We start from the raw sequence: 22,510 nt of genomic DNA, 5'->3' as shown, positions 1-22,510 counted from the left end.
ACGGTCATGAAAGCGTTGTCAGCCCTCGCGCCGGATGTGCGGCAGTACCTGCTCGTGACGGGCAACTACTGGGCCTTCACCCTCACCGATGGCGCCTTACGCATGTTGGTGGTGCTGCACTTTCACGCGTTGGGCTACAGCCCACTGCAAATCGCTGCGTTGTTTCTGTTTTACGAACTCTTTGGCGTGATCACCAACCTGGTGGGTGGCTACCTCGGCGCTCGGCTGGGTCTGAACCGAACCATGAACATCGGGCTGGGTATGCAGGTCGCGGCGCTGTTGATGCTGACGGTGCCCTCGGCCTTGTTGACCATCCCCTGGGTGATGGGCGCTCAAGCATTGTCCGGGATCGCCAAAGACCTGAACAAGATGAGTGCCAAAAGCTCTATCAAGCTCCTGGTCCCCGATGGGCAGCAGGGCAAACTCTACAAGTGGGTGGCGATCCTCACCGGCTCGAAGAACGCACTCAAGGGCGTCGGCTTCTTTCTTGGCGGAGCCTTGCTGGCATTGATCGGATTCAAAGGCGCGTTGCTGGCCATGGCGAGTGTCCTGGCGCTGATCTGGATCAGCAGCTTGATCCTGTTGAAGAAGGACCTGGGCAAGGCCAAAGCCAAGCCCAAATTTCGCGACATCCTGTCCAAGAGCCGGGCGATCAATATCCTCTCGGCGGCACGGATGTTCCTGTTCGGCGCCCGCGATGTCTGGTTTGTAGTGGCGTTGCCGGTGTACCTGAGCAGTGCCTTCGGCTGGGACTTCTGGAAAGTTGGCGGCTTCCTGGCAGCTTGGGTGATTGGCTACGGCATCGTGCAGTCTTTCGCGCCCAACATCACCGGCAAGAAACGTGGGCATGTACCGGATGGTCGTGCGGCATTTTTTTGGGCACTTGCTCTGGCGGGTCTACCTGCGGCAATCGCTCTCGGGCTGAACACCGGGCTATCGCAACAGGTTGTGCTGCTCGGGGGATTGATGGTTTTTGGCGTGCTGTTCGCGGTGAATTCGTCGCTGCACAGCTACTTGATCGTGTCCTATGCCAAGGAAGACGGTGTGTCGCTGGATGTGGGTTTTTATTACATGTCGAACGCGATGGGCCGCCTGATCGGCACGGTGCTTTCCGGTTGGGTCTATCAGGTGTATGGACTGCAAGCGTGCTTATGGATATCGAGTGCTTTCGTGCTGTTCGCAGCTTTGATTTCGATTGCATTGCCTCGTCACGCGCTTAGTGAATGACTGCACAGCCGATTGCTGCCTTTTGGGAGGGGCAGCAAACGATTGTGGATTCAACCGGTCGATCAAATGCGGGGCAATTTCCATATGCCGTATGTCCTGGGTAATTTATGCCCGGCCCTGGTTTGATCGGGCCTGCCAATCACGCAGCCATTGCAAGCCCTTGGAGGTGTCGCCGCGTGGCCTGTACTCGCAACCCACCCAGCCGGTGTAACCCAGTTGATCGATCAGTTCGAACAGGTAGGGATAATTCAACTCATTGTTCAGGTCCGGTTCGTGGCGATCCGGCACGCCCGCGATCTGGATATGGCCGATGCCGGCGAAATCCTGTCGCAGCTTCGTCGCCACGTCGCCCTCGACGATCTGGCAATGGTAGACGTCGAACTGGACTTTGAGGTTGGCCTGGCCGACCGCCTTGCAGATGGCCTGGGCCTGATGTTGGTGGTTGAGGAAAAAACCCGGCATGTCACGGGTATTGATCGGCTCCAGCAAAACGGTGATGCCTGCACTGGTTGCTTGCGTCGCTGCGTGGCTGAGGTTTTCCAGGTAGGTATGCTGGTGCCTGGCACGATCCGCTTCGTTCGCCAGTAGTCCGGCCATGACGTGAATGCGGTCGTTGCCCAGTACCGCGGCATATTCCAGGGCCTGGTCGAAACCGGCGCGAAACTCTGATTCACGGCCTGGCAAGGACACGATGCCTTTTTCGCCTGCCGCGATATTGCCAGGTGGTGCGTTGAACAGGGCCTGGACCAGGCCGTTATCGTCGAGCCGCTGTTTCAGTTGCTGCGCGCTGTAGTCGTAGGGGAACATGTATTCCACTGCCTGAAAACCATCGGCGGCGGCTGCGGCGAAACGGTCGAGAAAATCATGTTCGGGGTAGAGCATGCTGAGGTTGGCAGCGAAACGTGGCATGAAGACTCCTGCGGTCAAAAAATCAATCGTATGGCCTGTGGGTTACCACTGAACACCAAAGGCCTCGTGCAATTCATCCGGCGCCGCCTGGTGCAGCGGAGTCGGCCGTGGATTGCTCATCAGCCACAGGCGTGCCGTTTCTTCCAGTTCTTCCAGGGCATAGCTGGCTTTGGACACCGAGCTTTCCCAGACCACCGGGCCCAGGCGTTCAAGCATCACGCCGCGCACGCGGTTGGCCAATTGCGCCACACGTTCGGCCACCTTTGGTGAGCCGGGACGTTCATAGGCGATCAGCGGGATGTGCCCGACCTTCATCACCTGATAGGGGGTCAGCGGCGGCAGAATGTCATCCTCGTGCCAGACACCGGCCAGCGTCAACGCCACCAGGTGGGTCGAGTGGGTGTGTACCACGCCTCCAACCCCCGGGTTGCGATCGTAGACCTGGCGGTGCAGGGCCAGGGTCTTTGACGGTTTGTTTCCGCTGACCCATTCCCCTGCCAGGCTGACCTTGGCAATCGCGGCCGGGTCGAGGCGTCCCAGGCACGCGTCCGTGGGCGTGATCAGCCATCCGTCCTCCAGCCGGGCGCTGATGTTGCCGGCGCTGCCCACCGTGTAGCCACGGGCATACAACGAAACGCCGACCTCACAGATCTCTTCGCGCAGGGCGTTTTCATTGCTCATGCCGGTACTCCTGCCAGTTGCTTGAGGGCCTTGTCGAAGAAATCCGCGCCACCGAAATTGCCCGACTTGAGTGCCAGGGCCAGCGGTTCCCCGGGCGTGCTGATGCAAGCGGGCACGCCTGGGTCGATTTGTGCGCCGATCTGCAACAGCTGGATGTTCAGTGCCTGGACCACGGCACCCGAGGTTTCCCCCCCGGCGACCACGAAGCGTCGGACACCTGCGTCGCGCAGCCTGCCGGCGATCTGGCCCATGGCCTGCTCGACCAGATGCCCGGCGTGCTCGGCGCCTAACTCACGTTGTACCGCCTTGACCTCATCCGGAGTGTTGGTGGCGTAGATCAGCACTGTTTGCGCATGGTCAGCGGCGAAGGCCAGCGCCTCCTCGATGACCGGCTGTCCCGCCGCCAGGGCCAGCGGATCGACACGAAAGGCCGGACGACCTGCCTGCAGCCAGGTCGCTACCTGGCCATTGGTGGCCTGCGAAGCGCTGCCTGCGAGCACCACTTCGCCGCCTTCGACCGCGGTCACTTGTGCGGCGTCCAGGTCGCGCAACTTGCCGGCACGACGAAAGTTGTCCGGCAAGCCCAGCGCCAGTCCGGAGCCGCCGGTGAGCAGCGCCAGGTCCGCGCAGGCTTCGCCCAGTACATAGAGATCGGCATCGGACAAGGCATCGGCGACGGCCATGCGTACTCCGTCGGCGCGAAGCTGGGCGATGCGCGTTCGAATGCTCTCGACGCCACCGGATACGCTGTCGTGGCGCAACAGGCCGACCTTGCCCCGAGTCTGCGCTTGCAGCACGCGAACCAGGTTTGCGTCAGTCATCGGAGTCAGCGGGTGATGCTGCATGCCCGACTCGCTGAGCAATTGGTCCTGTACGAACAAATGCCCGCGAAAGACCGTGCGACCGTTTTCCGGGAAGGCGGGACATGCGAGGGTGAAATCACTGTCCAGTGCCTCGAGCAAGGCTTCGCTGACCTGGCCGATATTGCCGGCCGGGGTAGAGTCGAAGGTCGAGCAGTATTTGAAGAAAATCTGTTCGCAGTCACGCTCACGCAGCCAGCGCAATGCTTCGAGCGATTCCTTCACGGCATCGACGGCCGGCACTGTCCGCGACTTCAGGGCGATGACGATAGCGTCGGCGTCGAGCTGGCCGGCGACATCGGCAGCGGGTATGCCGATGCTTTGCACGGTGCGCATGCCGCCGCGCACCAGCATGTTGGCAAGGTCGGTGGCACCGGTGAAATCGTCGGCGATGCAGCCCAGCAGCGGCCGGGCAGGGGCATTCAACATGTTGAACTCCTCAATCTGGTTTCGCCGGGCAGGTATTCGTTGATGAACTGCTCGATCACATCGGTGAAATCCTCATCCGCGGTGAAGCCCAGGTCCCGGGAGTAGGTGGCGCAAAAGGCGCCTGGCCAAGAGCCGACGATGCGCTCGATCGCCGGATTGCGTTCCATGCGAATCCGTCCGGCCACTTCCTCGCCTGCGGTCTGGCGCAGGGCATCGATCATGCGTTCGACGGTAATCGACAGGCCCGGCATGTTGATTACCCGACCTTCAGTCAATTGCTCGCCGGACAGTTCATGACCATGGATCAGGTTGCGAATCGCCTGTGCTGGCGACATCAGCCAGAGCCGGGTATCGAGCGGTACCGGACATACGCTGGGTTGGCCGTTGAGCGGTTCGCGAATGATGCCGCTGGCAAAGCTGGACGCGGCCAGGTTGGGTTTGCCCGGGCGCACCACAATGGTCGGCATGCGCAGACTGCGGCCATCGACGAATGCGCGCCGGCTGTAGTCGGCGAGCAGCAGGTCGTTCATGGCTTTTTGCGTGCCATAGGAGCTCTGCGGCGCCCAGACCTGATCATCGCGGACACGTTCCGGCAACTGCCCGCCGAACACCGCGACCGAACTGGTCATTACCCATTTCGGGCAGGTGCCGAGTCGGCGAACGCGTTCGAGCATGTTTTGGGTCGCGGTGAAGTTGATGCGCATGCCCAGTTCGAAGTCGCCTTCGGCCTGGCTGGAAACCACCGCAGCCAGATGGAAGATGCTGTCTGTGTTTGCATCGATCAGGCGCTCCAGCACTTCAGGGTTGGCGATATCGCCGCACACCACTTTTACCCGGGGATCATCGATCCCTGTGAGTTCGACCATGTCGAAGGCGACGATTTGCCCGATGGGCCGGGACTGGCCAGTACGGTCGGTGAGCGAACCACGCAGCAGCAGCGCTTCGATCAGGCGGCGGCCGAGGAAGCCGGCTGCGCCGGTCACGAGAATATTCATGAGTTACTCCAAACGTCAGCGGTTGACGAGTTTTCCGGGAATTCTGAAGACCAGCAGGGCGCCGAGGAACAATGCACTCGCCATCACATACATGCCGATCGTAGTGCTGTGGGTTGCGTCTTTGAGGAAACCCATCAGGTACGGCGAGACGAAGCCCGCCAGGTTGCCCCAGGAGTTGATCAGGGCAATGCCGGCTGCCGCCGCCGTGCCGCCGAGGAAGGCAGTCGGCAGGCTCCAGAACAAGGGCAGGGTGCTCATGGCCCCCATCGAACCAAGGGTCAGACCGATCATGGAAACCGTGAAGTTGTCGCTCCAGGTCGCGGAGATGAACAGGCCGATACCGCCGAGCACGGCGGTCAGCGCCAGGTGCCAGCGCCGCTCGCGCAGCCGGTCGGCGCTACGCGAAACCAGAATCATGGTCATTGCGGCTGCGGCGTAAGGGATGGCGGTGAGCATGCCGACCTGCAAGACGTCGCTGACGCCGGCTTGGCGGATAAGGGTCGGCAACCAGAAACCGACGGTGTAGAAACCGGCGATCATGCAGAAGTAGATGGCTGTCAGCAGCCAGATGCGCGGCTGCAGGAACACCTCTTTCAGGCTGTGTTTCTGGTGGCCGGCGGTTTCCGCGTCGATGCGCGTCTGCAGCAGGGTTTTCTCTTCCCGGGTGAGCCAGCCGGCACTGGAGATGCGGTCGCTGAGGCAGAAAATCACCAGGATACCGACGGCGATCGAGGGCAGTCCTTCGAGAAAGAACAGCCACTGCCAGCCAGCATACCCGTGGTCACCGTTGAAGGCGCTCATGATCCAGCCGGACAAGGGCGCGCCGATCAGCCCGGACAGCGGCACGGCGGTGGCGAACAGGGCGTACATTTTGCCGCGGCGATGGGTCGGGAACCAGTAGGACAGATAGAGGATAACGCCCGGGTAGAACCCGGCTTCGGCGATCCCCAGCAGGAAGCGCATGATGTAGAAGGACATTGGCGTATTCACCAGTGCCATGGCCGAGGAGATGATTCCCCAGGTGATCATGATGCGCGCGATCCACAACCGTGCGCCGACGCGATGCAGGATCAGGTTGCTGGGAATTTCCACGAGGAAGTAGGCAATGAAGAAAATCCCTGCGCCAAGGCCGTAGATGGCTTCGGAAAATTGCAGATCGTCGGACATCTGCAACTTGGCGAAACCGACGTTCACCCGGTCCAGATAGGCAACCAGGTAGCACAGCAACAACAGCGGCAGGATACGCCACGCCACTTTGCGATACGCCAGATCCTCGAAGCGATCGGCGGGCACGACGGCACCGGTTTGAATCACTGATTCAGTCATGTGTTTCCCCCATCCTTTTTTTTGTAGTGGGTGACTTTGTTTTTGTCGGATTACATGATGTGGCGTTTTTTATCATAATACGTCATACGAATTCAACGGCTAAATCCAAAGAGGACGGCGGGTCTAAAATGCAGTACCGTTCACCGATTTGACCCCAGAGATGCCTATGCCCATTCGTGACAAATCTTCCTGTAGCGCCGATGCGCTGGGCGCCCTGAAAGACTCCGCCAAGGGCACGCTGTCCGATCAGGTGACGGCGGCCCTCAAGGCCTATATCGCCAGCGGCGAAGCGCTGCCGGGCGATCGCCTGCCCACCGAACCCGTGCTCTCGGAACGTTTCGGAGTCAGCCGGACAGTCATTCGGGAGGCGATCTCGCGCCTGAAGTCAGCCGGTCTGGTCGAGGTTCGCCAGGGCAGCGGTACCGTGGTCAGCGAAGGTGCGCACATCAAGGCGTTTACTATTGATCTGGATGTCGGCGGGTCGATCGAGGCGGTATTGAGGGTCACCGAACTGCGCCGCGGTATTGAAGGAGAGGCGGCGGCACTGGCGGCCCAACGGCATTCACCGGCGCAGCTGGAAGCCATCCACCAGGCACTGAAGGCCATTGATGCAGCCGAGCAGGCGAGTCGCGACGGGGTGGAGGAAGACCTGGCGTTTCATCACTCCATTTCCAGGGCTACCGGCAATCCGCTGTACCCGTCATTGCACGAATTCATCGCTCAATTCATCAAAGAGGCGATCCGCATCACGCGCTCCAACGAGGAGCGCCGCCGGGATCTGGCCAAGACCGTGCGGGCCGAGCACTTGGCCGTGTACTCCGCCATTGCCGCACGAGACCCCGAAGGCGCACGCCATGCGGCGCTCAACCACATCAATAATGCTGTCGAGCGGCTCAAGAGTGCCGATCCCTCGTTCTGGCAGAACCCGGGGACGAGAAAGCCTTAGCATCTGCACATCTCAATCGAGATGCTTGCCCACCACTTCGACTATTCGCTGAGCAATCTGCACAGCGTGGGTTTCCAGCGCGAAGTGGCCGGTGTCCAGCATCTCGACCACCGCATTCGGGTTGTCACGCTTGTAGGCCTCGGCACCTGGCGGAATGAAAAACGGATCGCCCTTGCCCCAAATCGCCAACGTCGCCACTTGGGTATCACGGAAGAATTGCTGGAACGCCGGGTACAGCTTCAGGTTGTTCTGATAGTCATAAAACAGATCGAGCTGAATGTCCTTGTTGCCGGGCCGTTCCAGCAATAGTGCGTCCAGATGATAACCCTCGGGTGCAATGAGTTCGGGGTTGTTCACGCCTTCCATATACTGCCAGCGCGTTCCCTCCAGGTGCAGGATGGCATCGTTGATCACCTGGCGATTGGCTTGCGACGGTTCGTCCCAATACTGGCGGATCGGCGCCCAGGCATCCCCCAGTCCTTCGAGATAGGCATTGCCGTTCTGCGAAACAATCGCGCTGACCCGCTCCGGATAAGCCAGCGCCAGGCGCAGGCCAGTGGGCGCGCCATAGTCGAAGAAATACATCGCATAACGCTTGAGACTCAGCACATCGACGAACTGCCGGATTGTCTCGCCGATGGTATCGAAGGTGTAGACGTAGTTGCGTTCGACAGGAACCTCGGTGAAACCGAAACCGGGCAGATCCGGCGCAATGAGGCGGTACTTGTCCGCGAGCTGCGGGATCAGGTCCCGGAACTGGTGCGATGAACTGGGAAAACCGTGCAGCAGCAAGAGCACGGGGGCGTCGGCTGCACCGGCTTCGCGGTAGAAAACCCTGACGCCGTCGGCTTCGACGAATTTGCAGGCAACGGTGGGCGTGCTCATGATTGATCTCCTTTGTAACTTGTAAAAATGTTTATACGGGTTACTGGTTTTTATTTTGCACGAGTCTTGTAACTGGTAAAATCTTTTTTGTGGGTTACAATTCGCGCATTGATTGCCGGGAGATTTCCATGACTGACGTCGTCACCACGCCTGACTTGCCCACGCCGCTGGTACTGGCCGACCATCCGGCGCTGGATTTGCTGAACACCCGAATGATGGTCGAAGGCCAACGCCGCGATCTGCTCAACAGCGATGCCGACGCGGCGCGCTGGCTGGAGCAGATCGGTTTCGGTCTGGCGACGGAAGTGGCGGTGGGTGACGGGCAGTTGCTTGCCCGGTTGCGCAAGCTGCGCGACTGCATCGAGAGCCTGCTCGTCGCCCGTCGAGAGAACCGCGTGGCGGATCCGGCGGCGCTGAATGCCTTTCTGCAGCGGGTGGTGCCGCAACTGGTGTGGGAGGAGACGGGCGCGCCGGTGCTGGATCGCTTCCGTCAGGGGGATGCAGGCCATCAGCGTCTGGGCAGGCTCGCTTACGCCGCCGCGCAGTTGCTGGCAGAAGGCGATTTCAACCTGGTGCGCAAATGCGAAAGCCCCGAATGTTCATTGATGTTTTACGACCGAACCAAATCGCACAAACGACGCTGGTGCAGCATGGCGCTGTGCGGAAATCGGCATAAGGTCGCCGAGTTCCGCAAGCGACGTCAGTGTGTTCCGGACTGAAGGCCATAACCCTGGATGGTGCTTGCGGGGCGGATCTCTGAGAGCGGCGATCAACTCGGTGAGCCAACCTGATGCGGCAAAACCCGTCCCAGCACCTGGGCTTTCTATTGTGTGCAGGGTTCGGATGGAATGAGGATGACCAGATCCGTATCACCTGTGTCGACACCCGCTTGTGAAAGCAAGGTCGTCACTTGTCCGCGGTGGTGGGTCTGATGGTTGAAGAAGTGCATGACCAAGCCATAAAAGCTCTTGTCAGCGGGCACTCCCTTCATGCTTGAGTACTTGAGAGTGTGATCCAGATCCGACTCGGTAATGGAGCGAGACCACTGGACAATGACCTGATCGAGCCACACTCGATGTGCCGACAGCTCGCGGATATTCGAGAACAGTAACTCGTTGAGATTCCTGGGGGCAGACAGCTGTCGAATCGGCTCCAGTGCCAAGTGGTTCGCCGGGTGCGCGGCGAATCGCTTGAGCCAGACAGTGTCCCCGGCCACCAAGTGATTCAGGGTCCCGAGAATGGAACCAAAGAATGCTTTCCTGTCCGCTGCGAGTTCTTCATCAGACAGGCTGTTGGCCGCTTGATAGATCTTTGCGTTCATCCACTCGTTGTAGGTCGCCATCAGGCAGGTATGGCGGGTGCGGCTCATGGTGTTCCTCCTTTCAGGCAACCCATATTGCTTTCGACGTCCTTATCAGGATAACTGCAGCCTTGTCCTGGCTTGAGGTGACGGCAATGTTTGATCTGACCTCTATCGTGACGTATGTAGCCGTCGTCATCGGTCTTTTTTTAATCCCGGGCCCCGCGGTGCTGCTGGTCATCACACGCACCCTTCAAGGTGGACGTAAAGTCGGCATTGCCACAGGGCTGGGTATTGCAACAGGAGACCTGATCCATACGTTGAGCGCAGCGCTTGGTTTATCGGCAATTCTGATGACCTCGGCACTCGCGTTCGATGTCGTGAAGACGGCAGGCGCCTGTTACCTGATCTATCTGGGCGTGCGTGCATTTTTTGCTGAATCCAGCACCACTGCGCGAACATCCTTGGCTGGCGTGACATTGCCCCAGGCTTTTGTTCAAGCGGTCGGCGCAGAGGTACTGAACCCGAAAACCGCCCTGTTTTTCCTGGCATTCCTACCTCAATTCATTCACCTGGAATCAGGCTCATCCTTGAGTCAGTTCGCGGTGCTTGGCTTGATATTCTCGGGGCTCAGCGCGGTCTATACCAGCGTCATTTCCATCACCATTCGTCCCTTGAGCCAGTGGGTCAAGGGCCTTTCAGGGTTACGTCGCTGGGAGGGGAAAATTATAGGAACGTTGTTTGTAGGGCTCGGAGTGAAGGTGGCTTTTCAGCAACGATAAGACGGGATTGACGACGGGTTGTTTCTGGCCGTTTTCTGCCTTTGGCGAAAGGCTGTATCCGACCGAGGCTGTGTAAAAACGTTCTCGACCAGTAACGGCGATCTGATTCGGGTCAAATAACGCGATCCCGCGCAAATTTCAGGTCTTGATTTGACCAGAACTCCGGCAGATTTCACGTAGCAACGCAGACCTAAAAAATGATGCAGGCGTTTTTACACAGCCTGGGCCAGAAGCCATTCACGTTTCGTCGGAAAAGTGTCTCTGAGCCACATTCGGGGGGACAATCGAGAGCGATCTTCACATCTCGATCATGTATGCCCTTAGGGCGTGGTCAGGAGGAAACCATGAGCAAACGCGACAAGCGTGGCAATCCTGTTTCCTATGGCGTGCAGGAGGCGATCGATGCTCTGGATAGCGCTTGCGACTTGCTGCATGCCTACCAGGCCGATCCTCTGGCGGCGGCTGACAAAATTATCGCGCAGCACCCGGATTTTGCGCTGGCCTACGCCTTTCGTGCTGGCGCGATTGCGACTGCGACCGACAAAGCGTTTGACTCAGAGCTGTTCAAAAGTTTGGACGCGGCAGAGCGGTTGGCGCCGAAAGCGAATGATCGCGAGCGGCAGCATATCCATGCCGTACGCGCTTGGTTCGACGGCGACTGGGAGCGGGCAATCGAAACCTGGGGGCGTGTTTCGATGGAGCACCCCCGCGATCTGCTGGCACTGCAATTCGCCCATTTGGGCGACTTCTATCTAGGTTACTCGCACATGCTACGTGATCGCGTGGCTCGTGTGATGCCGCGCTGGGATAACCAGACTCCTGGCTTTGGCTTTGTGAAAGGGATGTATGCCTTTGGCCTGGAAGAGGCAGGGGATTACCGGCAGGCCGAAGAGCAGGGGCGCGAGGCTGTTGCCTTGAACCCGCAGGATGGCTGGGCAGTGCATGCCGTCACCCATGTCATGGAAATGCAGGGCCGTAGCGAAGAGGGGGCCAAGTATCTTTCATCCAGCGCCAGTGCTTGGGCTCCCAATAGCATGTTTGCCTTCCATTTGTGGTGGCACCAAGCGCTATTCCTCCTTGAGGCCAATGATGTGGCGGGCGCGTTTCGTCTCTTTGATGAGGACATTTCAGCGGGTGGATTTGGTCAAGCGCTTGAGCTACTTGATGGATCAGCGCTGCTCTGGAGACTCTCTCTGCTCGGTCATGACGTTGGAGATCGGTGGAAAGGACTGGCCGAAAGATGGGAGTCCCGTTGTGAAGACGGCTTCTACGCCTTTAACGACGTGAACGCGATGATGTCATTCGTGGGTTCTGGAAACAGCCGTGCACAAACTCAGCAATTGGATACCCTGAAGCGGGCCGCTGCTGGCACTGGTACCAACGCCATGATGAGTAGAGAGATTGGTGTGCCGGCGTGCGAAGGGTTGGTGGCGTTTGGTCGTGGGGATTACGCCCAGGCTATAGCGTCGTTGATGCCGCTACGAGCCAAAGCCAACCGCTTCGGCGGTAGTCACGCGCAGCGTGATGTCTTCTCATGGACGCTGACCGAAGCCGCTATTCGCCTTGGCAACCGCACACTTGCCGAGGCACTGGTTGCCGAGCGCCTTGCATTGAAGCCTGAGAGCCCGATCAACCGCGCCTGGAAAATACGCGCGGGTCAATTTCAGCCGCTGCATGCGCGATAGCAGGAAGTCCGACCAATGATAGATCTATTTTCTCCGGGGCTTGCAGCAACCTTGTAGAAGCGGGCAGCTATGGGTCCAGGCTGTGTGAACACGCCAGTGATTGTCTAACCTTCTGATCGTCGAGATCGTTTCGGGGGCGATCATGAAGCGATTCATTGAAGGTGAGGCTCGGACGCAAGTCACCTTGCTGCCGGAGTGTCTGGACGATTACGTAGCTGAAGAAAATCCAGTGCGCGTGGTCGACGTTTTTGTCGATGAACTCGACCTGGGTGCACTTGGGTTTGTGGGTGTCGATCCTGCTGCAACGGGCCGTCCGGCCTACCATCCAGCGACCTTGCTAAAGATCTATATCTACGGCTATCTCAATCGGATTCAGTCCAGCCGCCGGCTTGAACGTGAGGCCGAGCGCAACGTCGAGTTGATGTGGCTGACGGGGCGTTTGGCTCCTGACTTCAAAACCATCGCCGACTTTCGCAAGGACAACGGCAAAGCCATTCGCAGTGTATGCCGCCAGTTCGTAGTGCTTTGTCGCAACCTCAATCTCTTCTCTCAATCGATCATCGCCATCGATGGCAGCAAGTTCAAAGCCGTCAACAACCGTGACCGTAACTTCACCCAGGGCAAAGTGAAGGCGCGCATGCAACAGATCGAGCAGAGCATTGATCGTTATCTGGCGGCGATGGATTCGGCGGATCGGGCAACGCCCGAAGTGGCCGAGGCCAAAGCCGAGCGGCTGAAAGAAAAAATCGAAACCCTGAAAAAGCAGATGCAGAAACTCAAGGACATCGAGGCGCAGCTCCACGACAGTCCAGACCAGCAAATCTCCCTCACAGACCCAGATGCACGCTCAATGGCCACGAGCGGACGAGGCACCGGGACGGTTGGCTACAACGTCCAAACAGCTGTCGACGACAAGCACCATCTGATCATTGCCCATGAGGTGACCAACGTTGGTAATGATCGTGGGCAACTGAGCAATATGGCGAACCAGGTGCGTGAAGAAATCGAGGCTGAATCGCTAACGGTGGTGGCCGACCGAGGCTATTACAAAGGTCTGGAAATCCTTGCCTGCGAGCAAGCCGGTATCACTACCTTCGTACCGAAACCCCTGACATCAGGCAGCAAAGCCGAAGGCCGATTTGGTAAGCAGGACTTCATCTACGTTGCTGCATCGGACGAGTATCGATGCCCTGCGGGACAGTTACTGACCCGGCGGCATTCTTCGGTGGAAGACGGCATGCTACTGCACTGCTATTGGTTCTCGGGCTGCCAGTCCTGCGCAATGCACAAGCAATGTACGACGGGCAAGGAGCGTCGGGTAAAGCGCTGGGAACATGAAGCCGTAGTCGATGCAATGCAACTACGGCTGGAAAATGATCCAACGATGATGAGGCGTCGCCGACAGACCGTTGAACATCCTTTTGGAACGCTCAAATACTGGATGGGAAGTACCCACTTCCTGACCAAAACCCTGCCGAGGGTAAGCACCGAGATGAGCCTTCACGTGCTGGCCTACAACCTCAACCGAATGATGAGCATCTTCGGCATCGCAGAACTGCTTGAAGCGATCAGGGCGTGAATCCAGCCGCTTGATCGTCCGTGAGTGGCCGTTTCGGCCGCTGACGCGGCCCAAACGGCACTACAAACGCCGATGTAGCTGACTAGGGCAATTCGCGCTTCCGTCTGCTGGTTTCGCAGGCAACACGCGCAGCTCTCAGTTTTCGACGTATTCAGTGCGTTTTCACACAGCCTGGACCCATAACGGTCGCTCAAAACTTCTGTTCACTATGAAGGGAATCCCCCCCCTACACGCGCATTCCCATCTCGAGTGCACGTGCCTCAAACCCCAACTCTGTGTACAGACGCGTGGCACGTGCATTGAACGTCCACACAGACAGCCTTATGTCTTGGGCGTTGTTCTCGATTGCCCAGTTTTGAACGAGTTGTACCAGGTTTCGACCAATGCCTTTCCCCCAAAAATGCTCGGCTACACACACCGATCCGATACGAACAATAGCCAGTGGTTGCATCAGCGGCCCGGAGCTTATCGACAGGCTGGCAGAAATGAAGGCTGCGGCCTGGTGACCGACATTCGCAATGAATACAACCTGACCCGGCTTCTCGAAAAAACTCATCCAGTGAGGAAGGTCACGCGAAAAATCTTGGGTGGCAGCTGCATAAATATCGGGACGGGCAGCGTGATGTACCGCGTTAAGCACCTGGCCCAACTCACAAATGGTCAGTGCATCCTCTACGGTTGCCGTTCGGTACGTAATGACTTCATCCATGATGCGCAACTCTCCTTGAATGTGTTGGTGCTCCGCAGGACTCCCGGTCTTTGTCTCATAGCGAGGAGGAAATTCCAATGACCGCTCCCGGCCGACTTCTGCGTGCCACGACCGGATGAAACCGACCCTAAGCGGCCTATCGCTACACACCATGCAGACAAACACTGGGGCTCTTAATGAGGCAAAAGCTTGGCTTCAAAATGCACCTCGATCGCGCCATTGCCTATAAACGCTGACGTCGACCCTCATTACCTCGAAATAGAGATCGATGTAATGAGGGGGACCAGGTCCCTTTCTGTCTGAAGATGTCCGGAGGGCCGTGAAATCGACGCCTGCCTGGGCGCCGCCAATCCAAAGTTGAGGTCATTGGCTGCCGTTCGATTGGGTACAGGAATCCATCGAGATGAGCGCGCGATTTACCGAGCCACTACGGAGCGCAGGGTCACCAAATAGTGAAGCTGCCCCTCCACAATGACGATCAATCCATTGCAGCTTACGAGCTATGCGGAAATCGTGCGCGTTCGGTAATAACTTGGAATTTCAGCTGCGTAAAAACTGTTTTTTGCTCTGCAACGTAGCATTCGGTAACGAATCGCACCGTGTTGGCGTACCCGCCTGTCCATAAAAGGCGTTCTCCAGACAAAAAACTTTCAAGCAGGCCTTAAGTTCAATAGTTGGCACAGTATCCGCATATATGTAACTAAGTGATTGTTGAACAATCATGGCCGCCCTTACTGCTTCCACCTACCGAGGATACGAACATGCAAAAAGGTCTGATGGGCAAGAAAACCACGCGCAACCTCGCGTTGACGATCGCCCTGGCTTGCGTGGCGCCGCTACTGTCTGCCGCAGAGATCAAGGGCACGCTCAAGCAGGGAGAGCTGTCGGTCGGTTCCGACCTGACTTATCCGCCCTACACCTATCTGGAGCAAAAGCAGCCAACCGGCTTCGACCCCGAGTTCATGCAGTTGATAGGCAAACAACTGGGGCTGGAGCCGCGCTTCCTCGACACTCGTTTTGCCAACCTGATACTGGGTGTCAATGCCCAGCGTTTCGACGTGGTCGCCTCGGCACTGTACGTCACCCCGGAACGCTCCAAGCAGGTAGATTTCCTCAGCTACCTGAAGACCGGCTCTTCGCTGATGGTGCTCACCGCCAGCGACTTCAGGCCACAGCGGCCGGAAGACCTTTGCGGCAAGCGCGTGGGCTCGATCAAGGGCGCGTCCTGGGTTCCCAAGCTCAACAAGGTTTCCACCGAATACTGCCTGGCCTCGGGCAAGCCGGCGATCGAGTCTCGTGAATTCCCTACCTCGCCCGAAGCAGCTCAGGCCCTGCTGGCCAAGGCGGTCGATGTGCAGATGGAGGATCCCGCAGTAGCCAAGATCACCGTACAAAAACTGCAGGGCAAAACGGTTATCAGCTCCAGCGAACTGATCTATCCGGTGGTCATCGGGCTGGCCGTGCGCAAAGGCAACCAGGCGTTATTGGGAGAGCTGACCACGGCACTTGGCCAGATCAAACAGAACGGCAGCTACGGTGAATTGCTCGCCCGCTACAACCTGGACGAACCGAATGCCGAGGAGATCAACGCGGCGCTGGGCACCACCACACACTGAGACATTGCGCCGAGCGCACCCGGTAGCCGATTCATCGATTCTTTCCAGTCTGTGGAAAAATCACAGCAACGCGGAGTAAGTACATGCAATTCGATTGGCACTACACCTTGGGCCTATTGTGGAACGGCGACTTTTGGCGAGCCGTGGCGACTGTGGTCGAACTGAGCCTGGAAACCTGGCTGCTGGGTATCGTCTTCGGTTTCTTCCTGGCCCTGGCGCGACAGTCGCAACGGCGTTTTCTGCGGGACGCGGCCAGCCTCTATATCTGGTTTTTCCGTAGTCTGCCGTTACTGGTTCTGTTGATCTTCGTCTACAACCTGCCCCAGGCGTTTCCTTCCACCAGTGCGCTGCTTTCCAATCCCTACTCGGCAGGCCTTATCGCTTTGGTACTCAGTGAAGCGGCGTATATCGCAGAGATCCACCGGGGCGGCCTGCTGGCTGTGGCCAAGGGTCAATTAGAAGCGGGCAAGGCCCTGGGCGTCGGCTATCGCGGCGTACAGCAACTGATCGTGGTGCCTCAGGCGCTGCGCGTCGCGTTGCCGACCCTGGCCAACGAATACATCACCATCGTCAAGCTGACCTCGCTGGTTTCGGTGATTTCGCTGTCGGAAATCCTGCTGGTCGGCCAACAGCTCTACACCCAGAACTTCCTGGTCATGGAGACCATGTTCGCGGTGGCCTTCTACTACGTGTTTATCGTCACGGTGTTCAGCCGCCTGTTGCGTCTGCTGGAAAACCATCTGGACGTGACCCTGCGCAAACCGAAGCTCATCGCCCCCGTCGAACTCGGGCAGGTGGCGACCCGGCGTGCTGCCGGCCAGGCCGAGCCTGGTGAGTTTGCCCTTCAGGCGCGGGGCGTGCGTAAGTCGTATGGCGAACTGGAGGTGCTCAAGGGCGTCGAGCTGAATGTGCGTTGGGGCGAGGTGGTGTCGATCATCGGCCCATCCGGCTCAGGCAAGACCACGCTGATCCGCACCATGAACGGCCTGGAAAGCCTCGACCATGGCGAAATCACTCTGCAAGGCCAACCCTTTCTGCGGGGCAGCAAAGAACCGCAAGGCGCCTTGGGTCACAAGGTGCATATGCAGGGCATCGTGCAGGTCGGGATGGTCTTCCAGGGCTTCAACCTGTTCCCGCACAAGACGGCCCTGGAAAACGTCATGCTTGCACCGGTCTATCACGCCCATGGTGGCGGCGATGATTTGCGCTTGTTGAGCCTGGCGCTGTTGCGCAAAGTGGGCATGTTGGAGCATGCCGGCAAATACCCGCACCAACTGTCCGGCGGCCAGCAACAGCGGGTGGCGATTGCCCGGGCGTTGGCCATGCGACCTTCGGTGATGCTGTTCGACGAGCCGACTTCGGCCCTCGACCCGGAACTAGTCGGCGATGTCCTGGCGGTGATCGAGGAACTGGCGCGCGAAGGCATGACCATGGTGATCGTGACCCATGAAATGAACTTCGCCTTCAGGCTCTCCGACCGGGTGGTGTTTATGGAAGGTGGCGAGATTATCCAGAACGCCGCGCCGCGCGAGATGCTGGAACAGCGAAGCGAGCGCATGACCAAGTTTCTCAAAGACGTACAACTCGCGTGAACGGAGGGAGTGCACGGTGAGTCAACCCAAGGAAAAAAGCCTGTCGCTGCCGGACCAGGTCGCCATCGAGCTGCGCGAAGACATCATTGGCGGACGCCTGTTGCCAGGCATGCCACTGGTGGAAAGCGAGCTGGTCAACGCCTACAACGCCTCGCGCAACACCGTACGCGAGGCGCTACACCAGTTGGGTCGCGAAGGCCTGACCAGCTATGTGCGCAACAAAGGCGTGATGGTGCGCCGAATGGGTATCGACGATGTGCGCGACATCTTCAAGGTCCGCCGCACTCTCGAATTGCAGGCGATCGCCGCGAGCAAACCGTTACGCGAGTACCAGTCCGATCTGATGCTCGATGCCATCGAGGCGGCGCAACTGGCCCAGGATCGCGAGAACTGGCAAGCCTTCGGTACCCACAGCCTGCGTTTTCACCAACACATCGTCGGCCTGATGCGCAGCCCGCTGTTCGACGAATTCTTCACCCACGTGGCGGCTCAGATGCGCCTGGTGTTTTCCAACGCTCCCAGCGAGGAAACGTTCCAGAAACCCTGGCTTGAACGCGACCGGCATATTCACGACCTGCTGGGCGATGGCCGCAAGAAGGAAGCCGAGGAAGCCATGAGCAGCTATCTCAACGACTCCGAACTCGTGCTGCTGGATATTCTGAGCAGCCGACCAAAACACTGAAGAGAGGATCCATCATGTACAAGGATTATCCAGCGGCCTACCAAGTCAGCAAGGGCGCCGCATTGCAGGTAGACAAAGCGTTCTATGACCGCGTGCGCGAAAGCAAGGAAGGCCGCACGCTGGTCGAGCAATTCGAAGTGCCGATTCGCACCGGCCGCGCCTGGAAGGTGCCGGCGGGGCATGTGTTTCGCGTGACCACGCCTGTGGGGCCGCAGGTCGGCGACTTCAACGTGTGGAGCGCCAACGATCCCCGCGAACGCATGTGGGCGGCCCGCACCCGTCAGTTGCAAGGCGCGCACGTCACCACCTACGACCGCTTGTGGTCGAACCTGCCGTTCCTGCGACCGATGGTCACCATCACCGACGACAGCCTGGCCGACTACGGCATCGACGAACATGGCGGCCGTTTGCACGACCTGCTCGGCACCCGCTGCGATCCTTACGTGAACAAGATGCTCACCGGCGAGGATTTCCATCACCATTGCCACTCCAACCTGACCCGCGCGGTGTTGCCGCACGGCCTGACCGAGTTCGACGTGCACGATGTGTTGAACATTTTCCAGTGCACTGGCCTCAATCACGACGACATGTACTTCATGAAGGCGTGCCCGGCGAAGCAGGGCGACTACCTGGAGTTCTTCGCGGAAATCGACCTGCTCTGCGCGCTGTCCACCTGTCCGGGCGGTGACCTGTCATTGCCGATGTGGGGCCCCGACGCGGAGGATCCGCTGAAGGTTTGCCGTCCTCTCGGCGTGGAAATCTACCGTCTCGACGATTCGCTGCTGGAGGGTTGGAAACAGCCTGAGCGCGCCGCTTATAACGGTAACCACGGCTTGCTGATTCCCAAGGCCGAGTGGGAAAAGTAAACACCGAGTCGATTGACACCCGGGATGTCCGCCTGCCCCGGGTGTCTTCGCAAGCTGTCGGCGGACGAATGTTCATGAAGGCGCGATGTTATTAGGTGAGAATTGAGTGAGCCGTTCCTGTCGATCCAGGGAAACAGTGAGCCACCGGTTTGAAGGTTGAGTCCTCTTGGTCATGGGGCCTTAGCTCTGTTGATGTTTTAGCAAATGGCAAACAGGTATTGTGGCACCGGAAAGTCCGTATTGGCTGATTTCTGCCTGTCACCAAGGGATGCAATCGACCCAAAAGAGACGCTCAGCAGCGTCTCTGGACTCCGGGCCTTTTTACTTGTCAGTAGGGTTTGTCGCCGATAATGGCCGCACGCTCCATCTTGCGATGGCAGGGCGGATAGTCCATCACTGCATAGTGCTGGGTGCAGCGGTTATCCCATATCGCCACGCTGTTTTTCTTCCAGCGCCAACGGACCTGGTACTCGGGGTTGTAGGCCTGGCTGATCAGGTACTTCAGCAGGTCGACGCCTTTTTGGTTGTAGTCCTGGCCGACACGCACACGTCCCTGGCTGTGGTAATTCACGAAATGCGTAGCGTAGGCATTGACGAACAGCACCTTCTCGCCAGTTTCGGGATGGGTACGCACCACCGGATGCTCGGCATCCGGATATTGCGCCTTCATCGCCAGGCGCTTTTCCTTTGGCATGGCGGCGGCGAAGGAAGAATTGAAGCTGTGGTTGGCGATCAGGCTGTCGATTTCCTGCTTCACATCTATGGGCAGGTTGTCATAAGCCAGCACCATGTTGGCCCACATGGTGTCGCCACCGGTCAGTGGGCATTCGATGCAACGCAGTACAGCGCCCATCGGAGGCGATTCACGCCAGGTGGCATCGCAGTGCCACGCATTCTCGTAGCGATCCGCCGGGTTCTCCGGGGTCTTGTAGATTTGCACGAGACCAGGGGCCTCCGGATGGCTGGGGAGCATCGGATGGGTTTCAAGCTGGCCGAGGCGCATGGCAAATGCTTCGTGATCGCGGCGCGAGAGCTTGTCCAGATCCTGGTCGCGCAGGAACAGCACCTTGAACCTCAATAGCGCCGCGTAAATTTCATTGAACAATTCATCATCGCGTACTGCGTCGCCCAGGTTCACGTTGAGCAGTTCCGCGCCGATGGCACAGGTTAGTTGTTCGACTCGCATGGCGTCTCCGTTTCGATGGTTTATGGCCGGACCGTGGGCGGGGCAGGTGAAATCGTGCCTTGATACACGGTGGCGCTTTTTATTGTTGATCCAGTCTTTGCGGGTTCGGTGAGTGGGGATACGCGTGCCCGGCATACGCTCTGGCCCGATCGGCAGAGCGATTGCGGCCTCATGGTAGATTGCTCGAGAGCGCCGTCATGGGCATTGCGGGACAAATTCTTCGCGTATTGGGACGCTGGTTGTGCAACAACATCTAGCGAGTTCGAATTTGCAGGAATGCGCGCAGTGGTTGGTTCTTCGAGGGTGAGCAGCGCGAGCATGCCCAAATTGGAAGGTGTCTCGTTTCTGCGTCAGGGTGTACCGGGATTCTCCTGTCCCAATATCACAATATTGCGTCCTGAAAAGCTGAGTGCAAGGCGCCCTCTGAGGACTACCTTCAAGCCGACTACTGAAAATAGATGGAGGTAGAAAGTGGATGCACGCACTGCAATGCGCATTGGTCAACCCTGACCGCCGAATCCCTGCTCAAGAACGTTCTGCCGGGCAACGGCATGGCCCTGGCCATGTAGATGAACTCGCGTGCGGGCTTTGTAGACACTATCGCTCGCCGTCCGGCTACACGCTTGATAACAACAATAAAATAAAGACCTCGAGGAGGCTGCATGGCCTTTCACCCAATCGCCGCCGACGATGACGATGCTGGTTGCGTCAGCGTTGCGCGCCAATATGCCTGGATCGTTTTTGCACTGACGTTCGGCCTGTTGATTTCCGATTACATGTCGCGTCAGGTGCTGAACGCGGTATTCCCCCTGCTCAAGACTGAGTGGGCGTTGAGCGACGGACAGCTCGGTCTGCTCAGCGGCATCGTTGCCCTGATGGTCGGCCTGCTGACGTTTCCCCTGTCGTTGCTGGCTGACCGTTTCGGCCGGGTCAAGAGCCTGGCGCTGATGGCGTTGCTGTGGAGCGTGGCGACCCTGGGTTGCGCGGTGGCGCAGGATTACCAGCAGATGTTCATCGCGCGGTTCATGGTCGGTGTCGGTGAGGCAGCCTATGGCAGCGTCGGCATCGCGGTAGTGATCTCGGTGTTCCCCAAACACATGCGCGCGACCCTGACCAGTGCCTTTATGGCCGGTGGTTTGTTCGGCGCTGTTTTAGGGATGGCCCTGGGCGGCGCCATTGCGGCCAAGTTGGGCTGGCGCTGGTCGTTCGCCGGCATGTCGCTGTTTGGCCTGGTGCTGGCGATGCTGTATCCGCTCATCGTCAAGGAAGCACGTATTGCGCCGCCACGTGCCGCGCCAGTGGCGAACAGGGCAACGGTGGTGGTCAAGCGTCCGCTGCGCACGCTGTGGTCCAGCCGTTCGGTGGTGTCGACCTACATTGCCAGCGGCTTGCAGTTATTCGTGGGCGGCACGGTGATGGTGTGGATTCCCAGCTACCTCAATCGCTACTACGACATGCCCACCGACAAGGCCGGTGGCATGGCGGCGAGCATCGTGCTGTGCAGCGGTGTGGGGATGATTGTGTGCGGCATGCTCAGCGATCGGCTGTGTCGTCACTCGCCGGAGCGCAAGGTCAGCCTGGCCATCGGCTTCTGCCTGGGCAGTTGCCTGTTGCTGTCGGCGGCTTTTGCCTTGCAGGCGGGGCCGGTGCAACTGGCGCTGATCTGTCTGGGCATGTTGATTGCCACCGGCACCACTGGCCCCGCCGGTGCGATGGTTGCCAACCTGACCCATTACTCGGTGCACGGCACGGCCTTCGCCACGCTGACCCTGGCCAACAACCTGCTGGGGTTGGCACCGGGGCCGTTCATCACCGGTCGGGTGTCGGACCTCATCGGTCTGCATGCGGCATTTCAATTGGTTCCATTGATCAGCCTCGTGGCGGCGGCGGTGTTCTTTTATGCCAAGTGTCATTACCACAAAGATATCGCCCGCCTTCAGGGGCAGAGCGTGCCTGAGTCCATCAGTGAAGTCGGGTTAGAGGTGAAATTGTGAGTCGCCGTTTACATCTCGACCTGTGTTTCATTTTCATTGGGGGCTGATCGGCAGATGCCGCTGGGAGGGAGCGCGAGGCTCCCGACCTGTATCACAAGCACCTTTTTTTGCGGCGACTGTACCAGCAGTCGCCGTTTTTTTGTGCGCCCAGCATGGGCGCAATCTTGCGGGTGAAAGTCCCGTCGTAAGCTGACCACAGCGAACGAAGTGAAGCGCAACTGCATGAGGGCGACCGAGTGTGGGGAGGAAGCGTGAATCGAA

21 protein-coding genes are annotated in these 22,510 nt (G+C 58.7%); 11 read left to right on the top strand and 10 right to left on the bottom strand.

The window, feature by feature from the left end:
* Nucleotides 1-6 precede the first annotated feature (6 nt).
* A complete protein-coding gene (gene arsJ, locus KGA85_RS02830; protein ID WP_223456337.1) occupies nucleotides 7-1,227 on the top strand; it encodes an organoarsenical effux MFS transporter ArsJ in 1,221 nt (406 codons plus the stop codon).
* A gap of 105 nt (nucleotides 1,228-1,332) precedes the next feature.
* On the opposite strand, the gene otnI is transcribed toward arsJ, so the two are convergent.
* The 5 genes from otnI to KGA85_RS02805 are packed head-to-tail and all read right to left on the bottom strand — an operon-like array spanning nucleotide 1,333 to nucleotide 6,427.
* A complete protein-coding gene (gene otnI / locus KGA85_RS02825; RefSeq protein WP_223456336.1) occupies nucleotides 1,333-2,136 on the bottom strand; it encodes a 2-oxo-tetronate isomerase in 804 nt (267 codons plus the stop codon).
* A 42-nt stretch (nucleotides 2,137-2,178) separates the two neighbouring features.
* The gene (locus KGA85_RS02820) at nucleotides 2,179-2,817 is read right to left on the bottom strand and encodes an aldolase (RefSeq protein ID WP_223542899.1); all 639 of its coding nucleotides are present in this window, start codon (nucleotides 2,815-2,817) and stop codon (nucleotides 2,179-2,181) included.
* A complete protein-coding gene (gene otnK / locus KGA85_RS02815) occupies nucleotides 2,814-4,106 on the bottom strand; it encodes a 3-oxo-tetronate kinase (RefSeq protein ID WP_223456334.1) in 1,293 nt (430 codons plus the stop codon). The genes KGA85_RS02820 and otnK overlap by 4 nt, the downstream gene beginning before the upstream one ends.
* Complete coding sequence (denD, locus tag KGA85_RS02810; RefSeq protein WP_223542898.1) at nucleotides 4,100-5,101, bottom strand: D-erythronate dehydrogenase; 1,002 nt, start codon at nucleotides 5,099-5,101, stop codon at nucleotides 4,100-4,102. Before denD ends, otnK begins: the two co-directional genes overlap by 7 nt.
* 15 nt (nucleotides 5,102-5,116) lie before the next feature.
* Nucleotides 5,117-6,427 carry an MFS transporter gene (locus tag KGA85_RS02805; protein WP_223542897.1) on the bottom strand — a complete coding sequence of 437 codons (1,311 nt, stop codon included), beginning with the start codon at nucleotides 6,425-6,427 and terminating at the stop codon, nucleotides 5,117-5,119.
* A 166-nt stretch (nucleotides 6,428-6,593) separates the two neighbouring features.
* Here KGA85_RS02805 and KGA85_RS02800 point away from each other — a divergent pair, with 166 nt between their 5' ends.
* Nucleotides 6,594-7,373 (top strand): FadR/GntR family transcriptional regulator, encoded by a 780-nt coding sequence (locus KGA85_RS02800; protein WP_223456331.1) that lies wholly within the window; start codon nucleotides 6,594-6,596, stop codon nucleotides 7,371-7,373.
* Between the two features lie 12 nt (nucleotides 7,374-7,385).
* Here the strand turns inward: KGA85_RS02800 and KGA85_RS02795 are convergent, their stop codons facing one another.
* Entirely contained in the window at nucleotides 7,386-8,258 is an 873-nt protein-coding gene (locus KGA85_RS02795) for an alpha/beta fold hydrolase (protein WP_223456330.1), read from the bottom strand.
* 128 nt (nucleotides 8,259-8,386) lie between these two features.
* Here KGA85_RS02795 and KGA85_RS02790 point away from each other — a divergent pair, with 128 nt between their 5' ends.
* Complete coding sequence (locus KGA85_RS02790; protein WP_223542896.1) at nucleotides 8,387-8,977, top strand: CGNR zinc finger domain-containing protein; 591 nt, start codon at nucleotides 8,387-8,389, stop codon at nucleotides 8,975-8,977.
* A gap of 104 nt (nucleotides 8,978-9,081) precedes the next feature.
* Here KGA85_RS02790 and KGA85_RS02785 read toward each other — a convergent pair whose 3' ends face one another.
* Entirely contained in the window at nucleotides 9,082-9,627 is a 546-nt protein-coding gene (locus tag KGA85_RS02785; protein WP_223456328.1) for a DinB family protein, read from the bottom strand.
* Nucleotides 9,628-9,713: 86 nt separating this feature from the next.
* Between KGA85_RS02785 and KGA85_RS02780 the strand changes: the two genes are divergently transcribed.
* The 3 genes from KGA85_RS02780 (at nucleotide 9,714) to KGA85_RS02770 (ending at nucleotide 13,604) form a co-directional block, all read left to right on the top strand.
* Nucleotides 9,714-10,340 carry a LysE family translocator gene (locus tag KGA85_RS02780; RefSeq protein WP_223456327.1) on the top strand — a complete coding sequence of 209 codons (627 nt, stop codon included), beginning with the start codon at nucleotides 9,714-9,716 and terminating at the stop codon, nucleotides 10,338-10,340.
* A 344-nt stretch (nucleotides 10,341-10,684) separates the two neighbouring features.
* Nucleotides 10,685-12,025, top strand: coding sequence for a tetratricopeptide repeat protein (locus KGA85_RS02775; protein WP_223456326.1), 1,341 nt, complete (start codon nucleotides 10,685-10,687; stop codon nucleotides 12,023-12,025).
* Between the two features lie 142 nt (nucleotides 12,026-12,167).
* Nucleotides 12,168-13,604 carry an IS1182 family transposase gene (locus KGA85_RS02770; RefSeq protein WP_223456325.1) on the top strand — a complete coding sequence of 479 codons (1,437 nt, stop codon included), beginning with the start codon at nucleotides 12,168-12,170 and terminating at the stop codon, nucleotides 13,602-13,604.
* 226 nt (nucleotides 13,605-13,830) lie between these two features.
* Here KGA85_RS02770 and KGA85_RS02765 read toward each other — a convergent pair whose 3' ends face one another.
* Entirely contained in the window at nucleotides 13,831-14,313 is a 483-nt protein-coding gene (locus KGA85_RS02765; RefSeq protein WP_223456324.1) for a GNAT family N-acetyltransferase, read from the bottom strand.
* Between the two features lie 761 nt (nucleotides 14,314-15,074).
* Between KGA85_RS02765 and KGA85_RS02760 the strand changes: the two genes are divergently transcribed.
* The 4 genes from KGA85_RS02760 (at nucleotide 15,075) to KGA85_RS02740 (ending at nucleotide 19,069) form a co-directional block, all read left to right on the top strand.
* Nucleotides 15,075-15,929, top strand: coding sequence for an ABC transporter substrate-binding protein (locus tag KGA85_RS02760; RefSeq protein WP_223456323.1), 855 nt, complete (start codon nucleotides 15,075-15,077; stop codon nucleotides 15,927-15,929).
* 83 nt (nucleotides 15,930-16,012) lie between these two features.
* Complete coding sequence (locus KGA85_RS31240) at nucleotides 16,013-17,521, top strand: amino acid ABC transporter permease/ATP-binding protein (RefSeq protein WP_317848723.1); 1,509 nt, start codon at nucleotides 16,013-16,015, stop codon at nucleotides 17,519-17,521.
* A 16-nt stretch (nucleotides 17,522-17,537) separates the two neighbouring features.
* The gene (locus tag KGA85_RS02745; protein ID WP_223456322.1) at nucleotides 17,538-18,203 is read left to right on the top strand and encodes a GntR family transcriptional regulator; all 666 of its coding nucleotides are present in this window, start codon (nucleotides 17,538-17,540) and stop codon (nucleotides 18,201-18,203) included.
* Nucleotides 18,204-18,217: 14 nt separating this feature from the next.
* A complete protein-coding gene (locus KGA85_RS02740; RefSeq protein WP_223456321.1) occupies nucleotides 18,218-19,069 on the top strand; it encodes an urea carboxylase-associated family protein in 852 nt (283 codons plus the stop codon).
* 328 nt (nucleotides 19,070-19,397) lie between these two features.
* Here KGA85_RS02740 and KGA85_RS02735 read toward each other — a convergent pair whose 3' ends face one another.
* On the bottom strand, nucleotides 19,398-20,255 hold the full coding sequence (locus KGA85_RS02735; RefSeq protein WP_223456320.1) for a TauD/TfdA dioxygenase family protein: 858 nt from the start codon (nucleotides 20,253-20,255) through the stop codon (nucleotides 19,398-19,400).
* A gap of 662 nt (nucleotides 20,256-20,917) precedes the next feature.
* Between KGA85_RS02735 and KGA85_RS02730 the strand changes: the two genes are divergently transcribed.
* Entirely contained in the window at nucleotides 20,918-22,249 is a 1,332-nt protein-coding gene (locus KGA85_RS02730) for an MFS transporter (RefSeq protein WP_223456319.1), read from the top strand.
* An 8-nt stretch (nucleotides 22,250-22,257) separates the two neighbouring features.
* Here the strand turns inward: KGA85_RS02730 and KGA85_RS02725 are convergent.
* Nucleotides 22,258-22,510, bottom strand: a 253-nt coding sequence (locus KGA85_RS02725; RefSeq protein ID WP_223542895.1) for a hypothetical protein, incomplete at its 5' end; no start/stop codon positions are given.

The organism is Pseudomonas sp. GL-B-12 (assembly GCF_019955895.1).
Taxonomy (GTDB): Bacteria; Pseudomonadota; Gammaproteobacteria; order Pseudomonadales; family Pseudomonadaceae; genus Aquipseudomonas.
Note: the sequence above shows the minus strand (reverse complement) of the source record. Positions and strands in the feature narration are given on the sequence as shown.

Excerpts from the sequence above, each read along its gene's own strand:
- KGA85_RS02770 (WP_223456325.1), top strand. The coding sequence starts at position 12,168 with ATGAAGCGATTCATTGAAGGTGAGGCTCGGACGCAAGTCACCTTGCTG.
- KGA85_RS02805 (WP_223542897.1), bottom strand. The coding sequence starts at position 6,427 with ATGACTGAATCAGTGATTCAAACCGGTGCCGTCGTGCCCGCCGATCGC.
- otnI (WP_223456336.1), bottom strand. The coding sequence starts at position 2,136 with ATGCCACGTTTCGCTGCCAACCTCAGCATGCTCTACCCCGAACATGAT.
- KGA85_RS02795 (WP_223456330.1), bottom strand. The coding sequence starts at position 8,258 with ATGAGCACGCCCACCGTTGCCTGCAAATTCGTCGAAGCCGACGGCGTC.
- KGA85_RS31240 (WP_317848723.1), top strand. The coding sequence starts at position 16,013 with ATGCAATTCGATTGGCACTACACCTTGGGCCTATTGTGGAACGGCGAC.
- otnK (WP_223456334.1), bottom strand. The coding sequence starts at position 4,106 with ATGTTGAATGCCCCTGCCCGGCCGCTGCTGGGCTGCATCGCCGACGAT.
- KGA85_RS02730 (WP_223456319.1), top strand. The coding sequence starts at position 20,918 with ATGGCCTTTCACCCAATCGCCGCCGACGATGACGATGCTGGTTGCGTC.
- KGA85_RS02820 (WP_223542899.1), bottom strand. The coding sequence starts at position 2,817 with ATGAGCAATGAAAACGCCCTGCGCGAAGAGATCTGTGAGGTCGGCGTT.
- KGA85_RS02785 (WP_223456328.1), bottom strand. The coding sequence starts at position 9,627 with ATGAGCCGCACCCGCCATACCTGCCTGATGGCGACCTACAACGAGTGG.
- KGA85_RS02800 (WP_223456331.1), top strand. The coding sequence starts at position 6,594 with ATGCCCATTCGTGACAAATCTTCCTGTAGCGCCGATGCGCTGGGCGCC.
- KGA85_RS02735 (WP_223456320.1), bottom strand. The coding sequence starts at position 20,255 with ATGCGAGTCGAACAACTAACCTGTGCCATCGGCGCGGAACTGCTCAAC.
- KGA85_RS02765 (WP_223456324.1), bottom strand. The coding sequence starts at position 14,313 with ATGGATGAAGTCATTACGTACCGAACGGCAACCGTAGAGGATGCACTG.
- arsJ (WP_223456337.1), top strand. The coding sequence starts at position 7 with ATGAAAGCGTTGTCAGCCCTCGCGCCGGATGTGCGGCAGTACCTGCTC.
- KGA85_RS02760 (WP_223456323.1), top strand. The coding sequence starts at position 15,075 with ATGCAAAAAGGTCTGATGGGCAAGAAAACCACGCGCAACCTCGCGTTG.
- KGA85_RS02775 (WP_223456326.1), top strand. The coding sequence starts at position 10,685 with ATGAGCAAACGCGACAAGCGTGGCAATCCTGTTTCCTATGGCGTGCAG.
- KGA85_RS02780 (WP_223456327.1), top strand. The coding sequence starts at position 9,714 with ATGTTTGATCTGACCTCTATCGTGACGTATGTAGCCGTCGTCATCGGT.
- KGA85_RS02740 (WP_223456321.1), top strand. The coding sequence starts at position 18,218 with ATGTACAAGGATTATCCAGCGGCCTACCAAGTCAGCAAGGGCGCCGCA.
- denD (WP_223542898.1), bottom strand. The coding sequence starts at position 5,101 with ATGAATATTCTCGTGACCGGCGCAGCCGGCTTCCTCGGCCGCCGCCTG.
- KGA85_RS02790 (WP_223542896.1), top strand. The coding sequence starts at position 8,387 with ATGACTGACGTCGTCACCACGCCTGACTTGCCCACGCCGCTGGTACTG.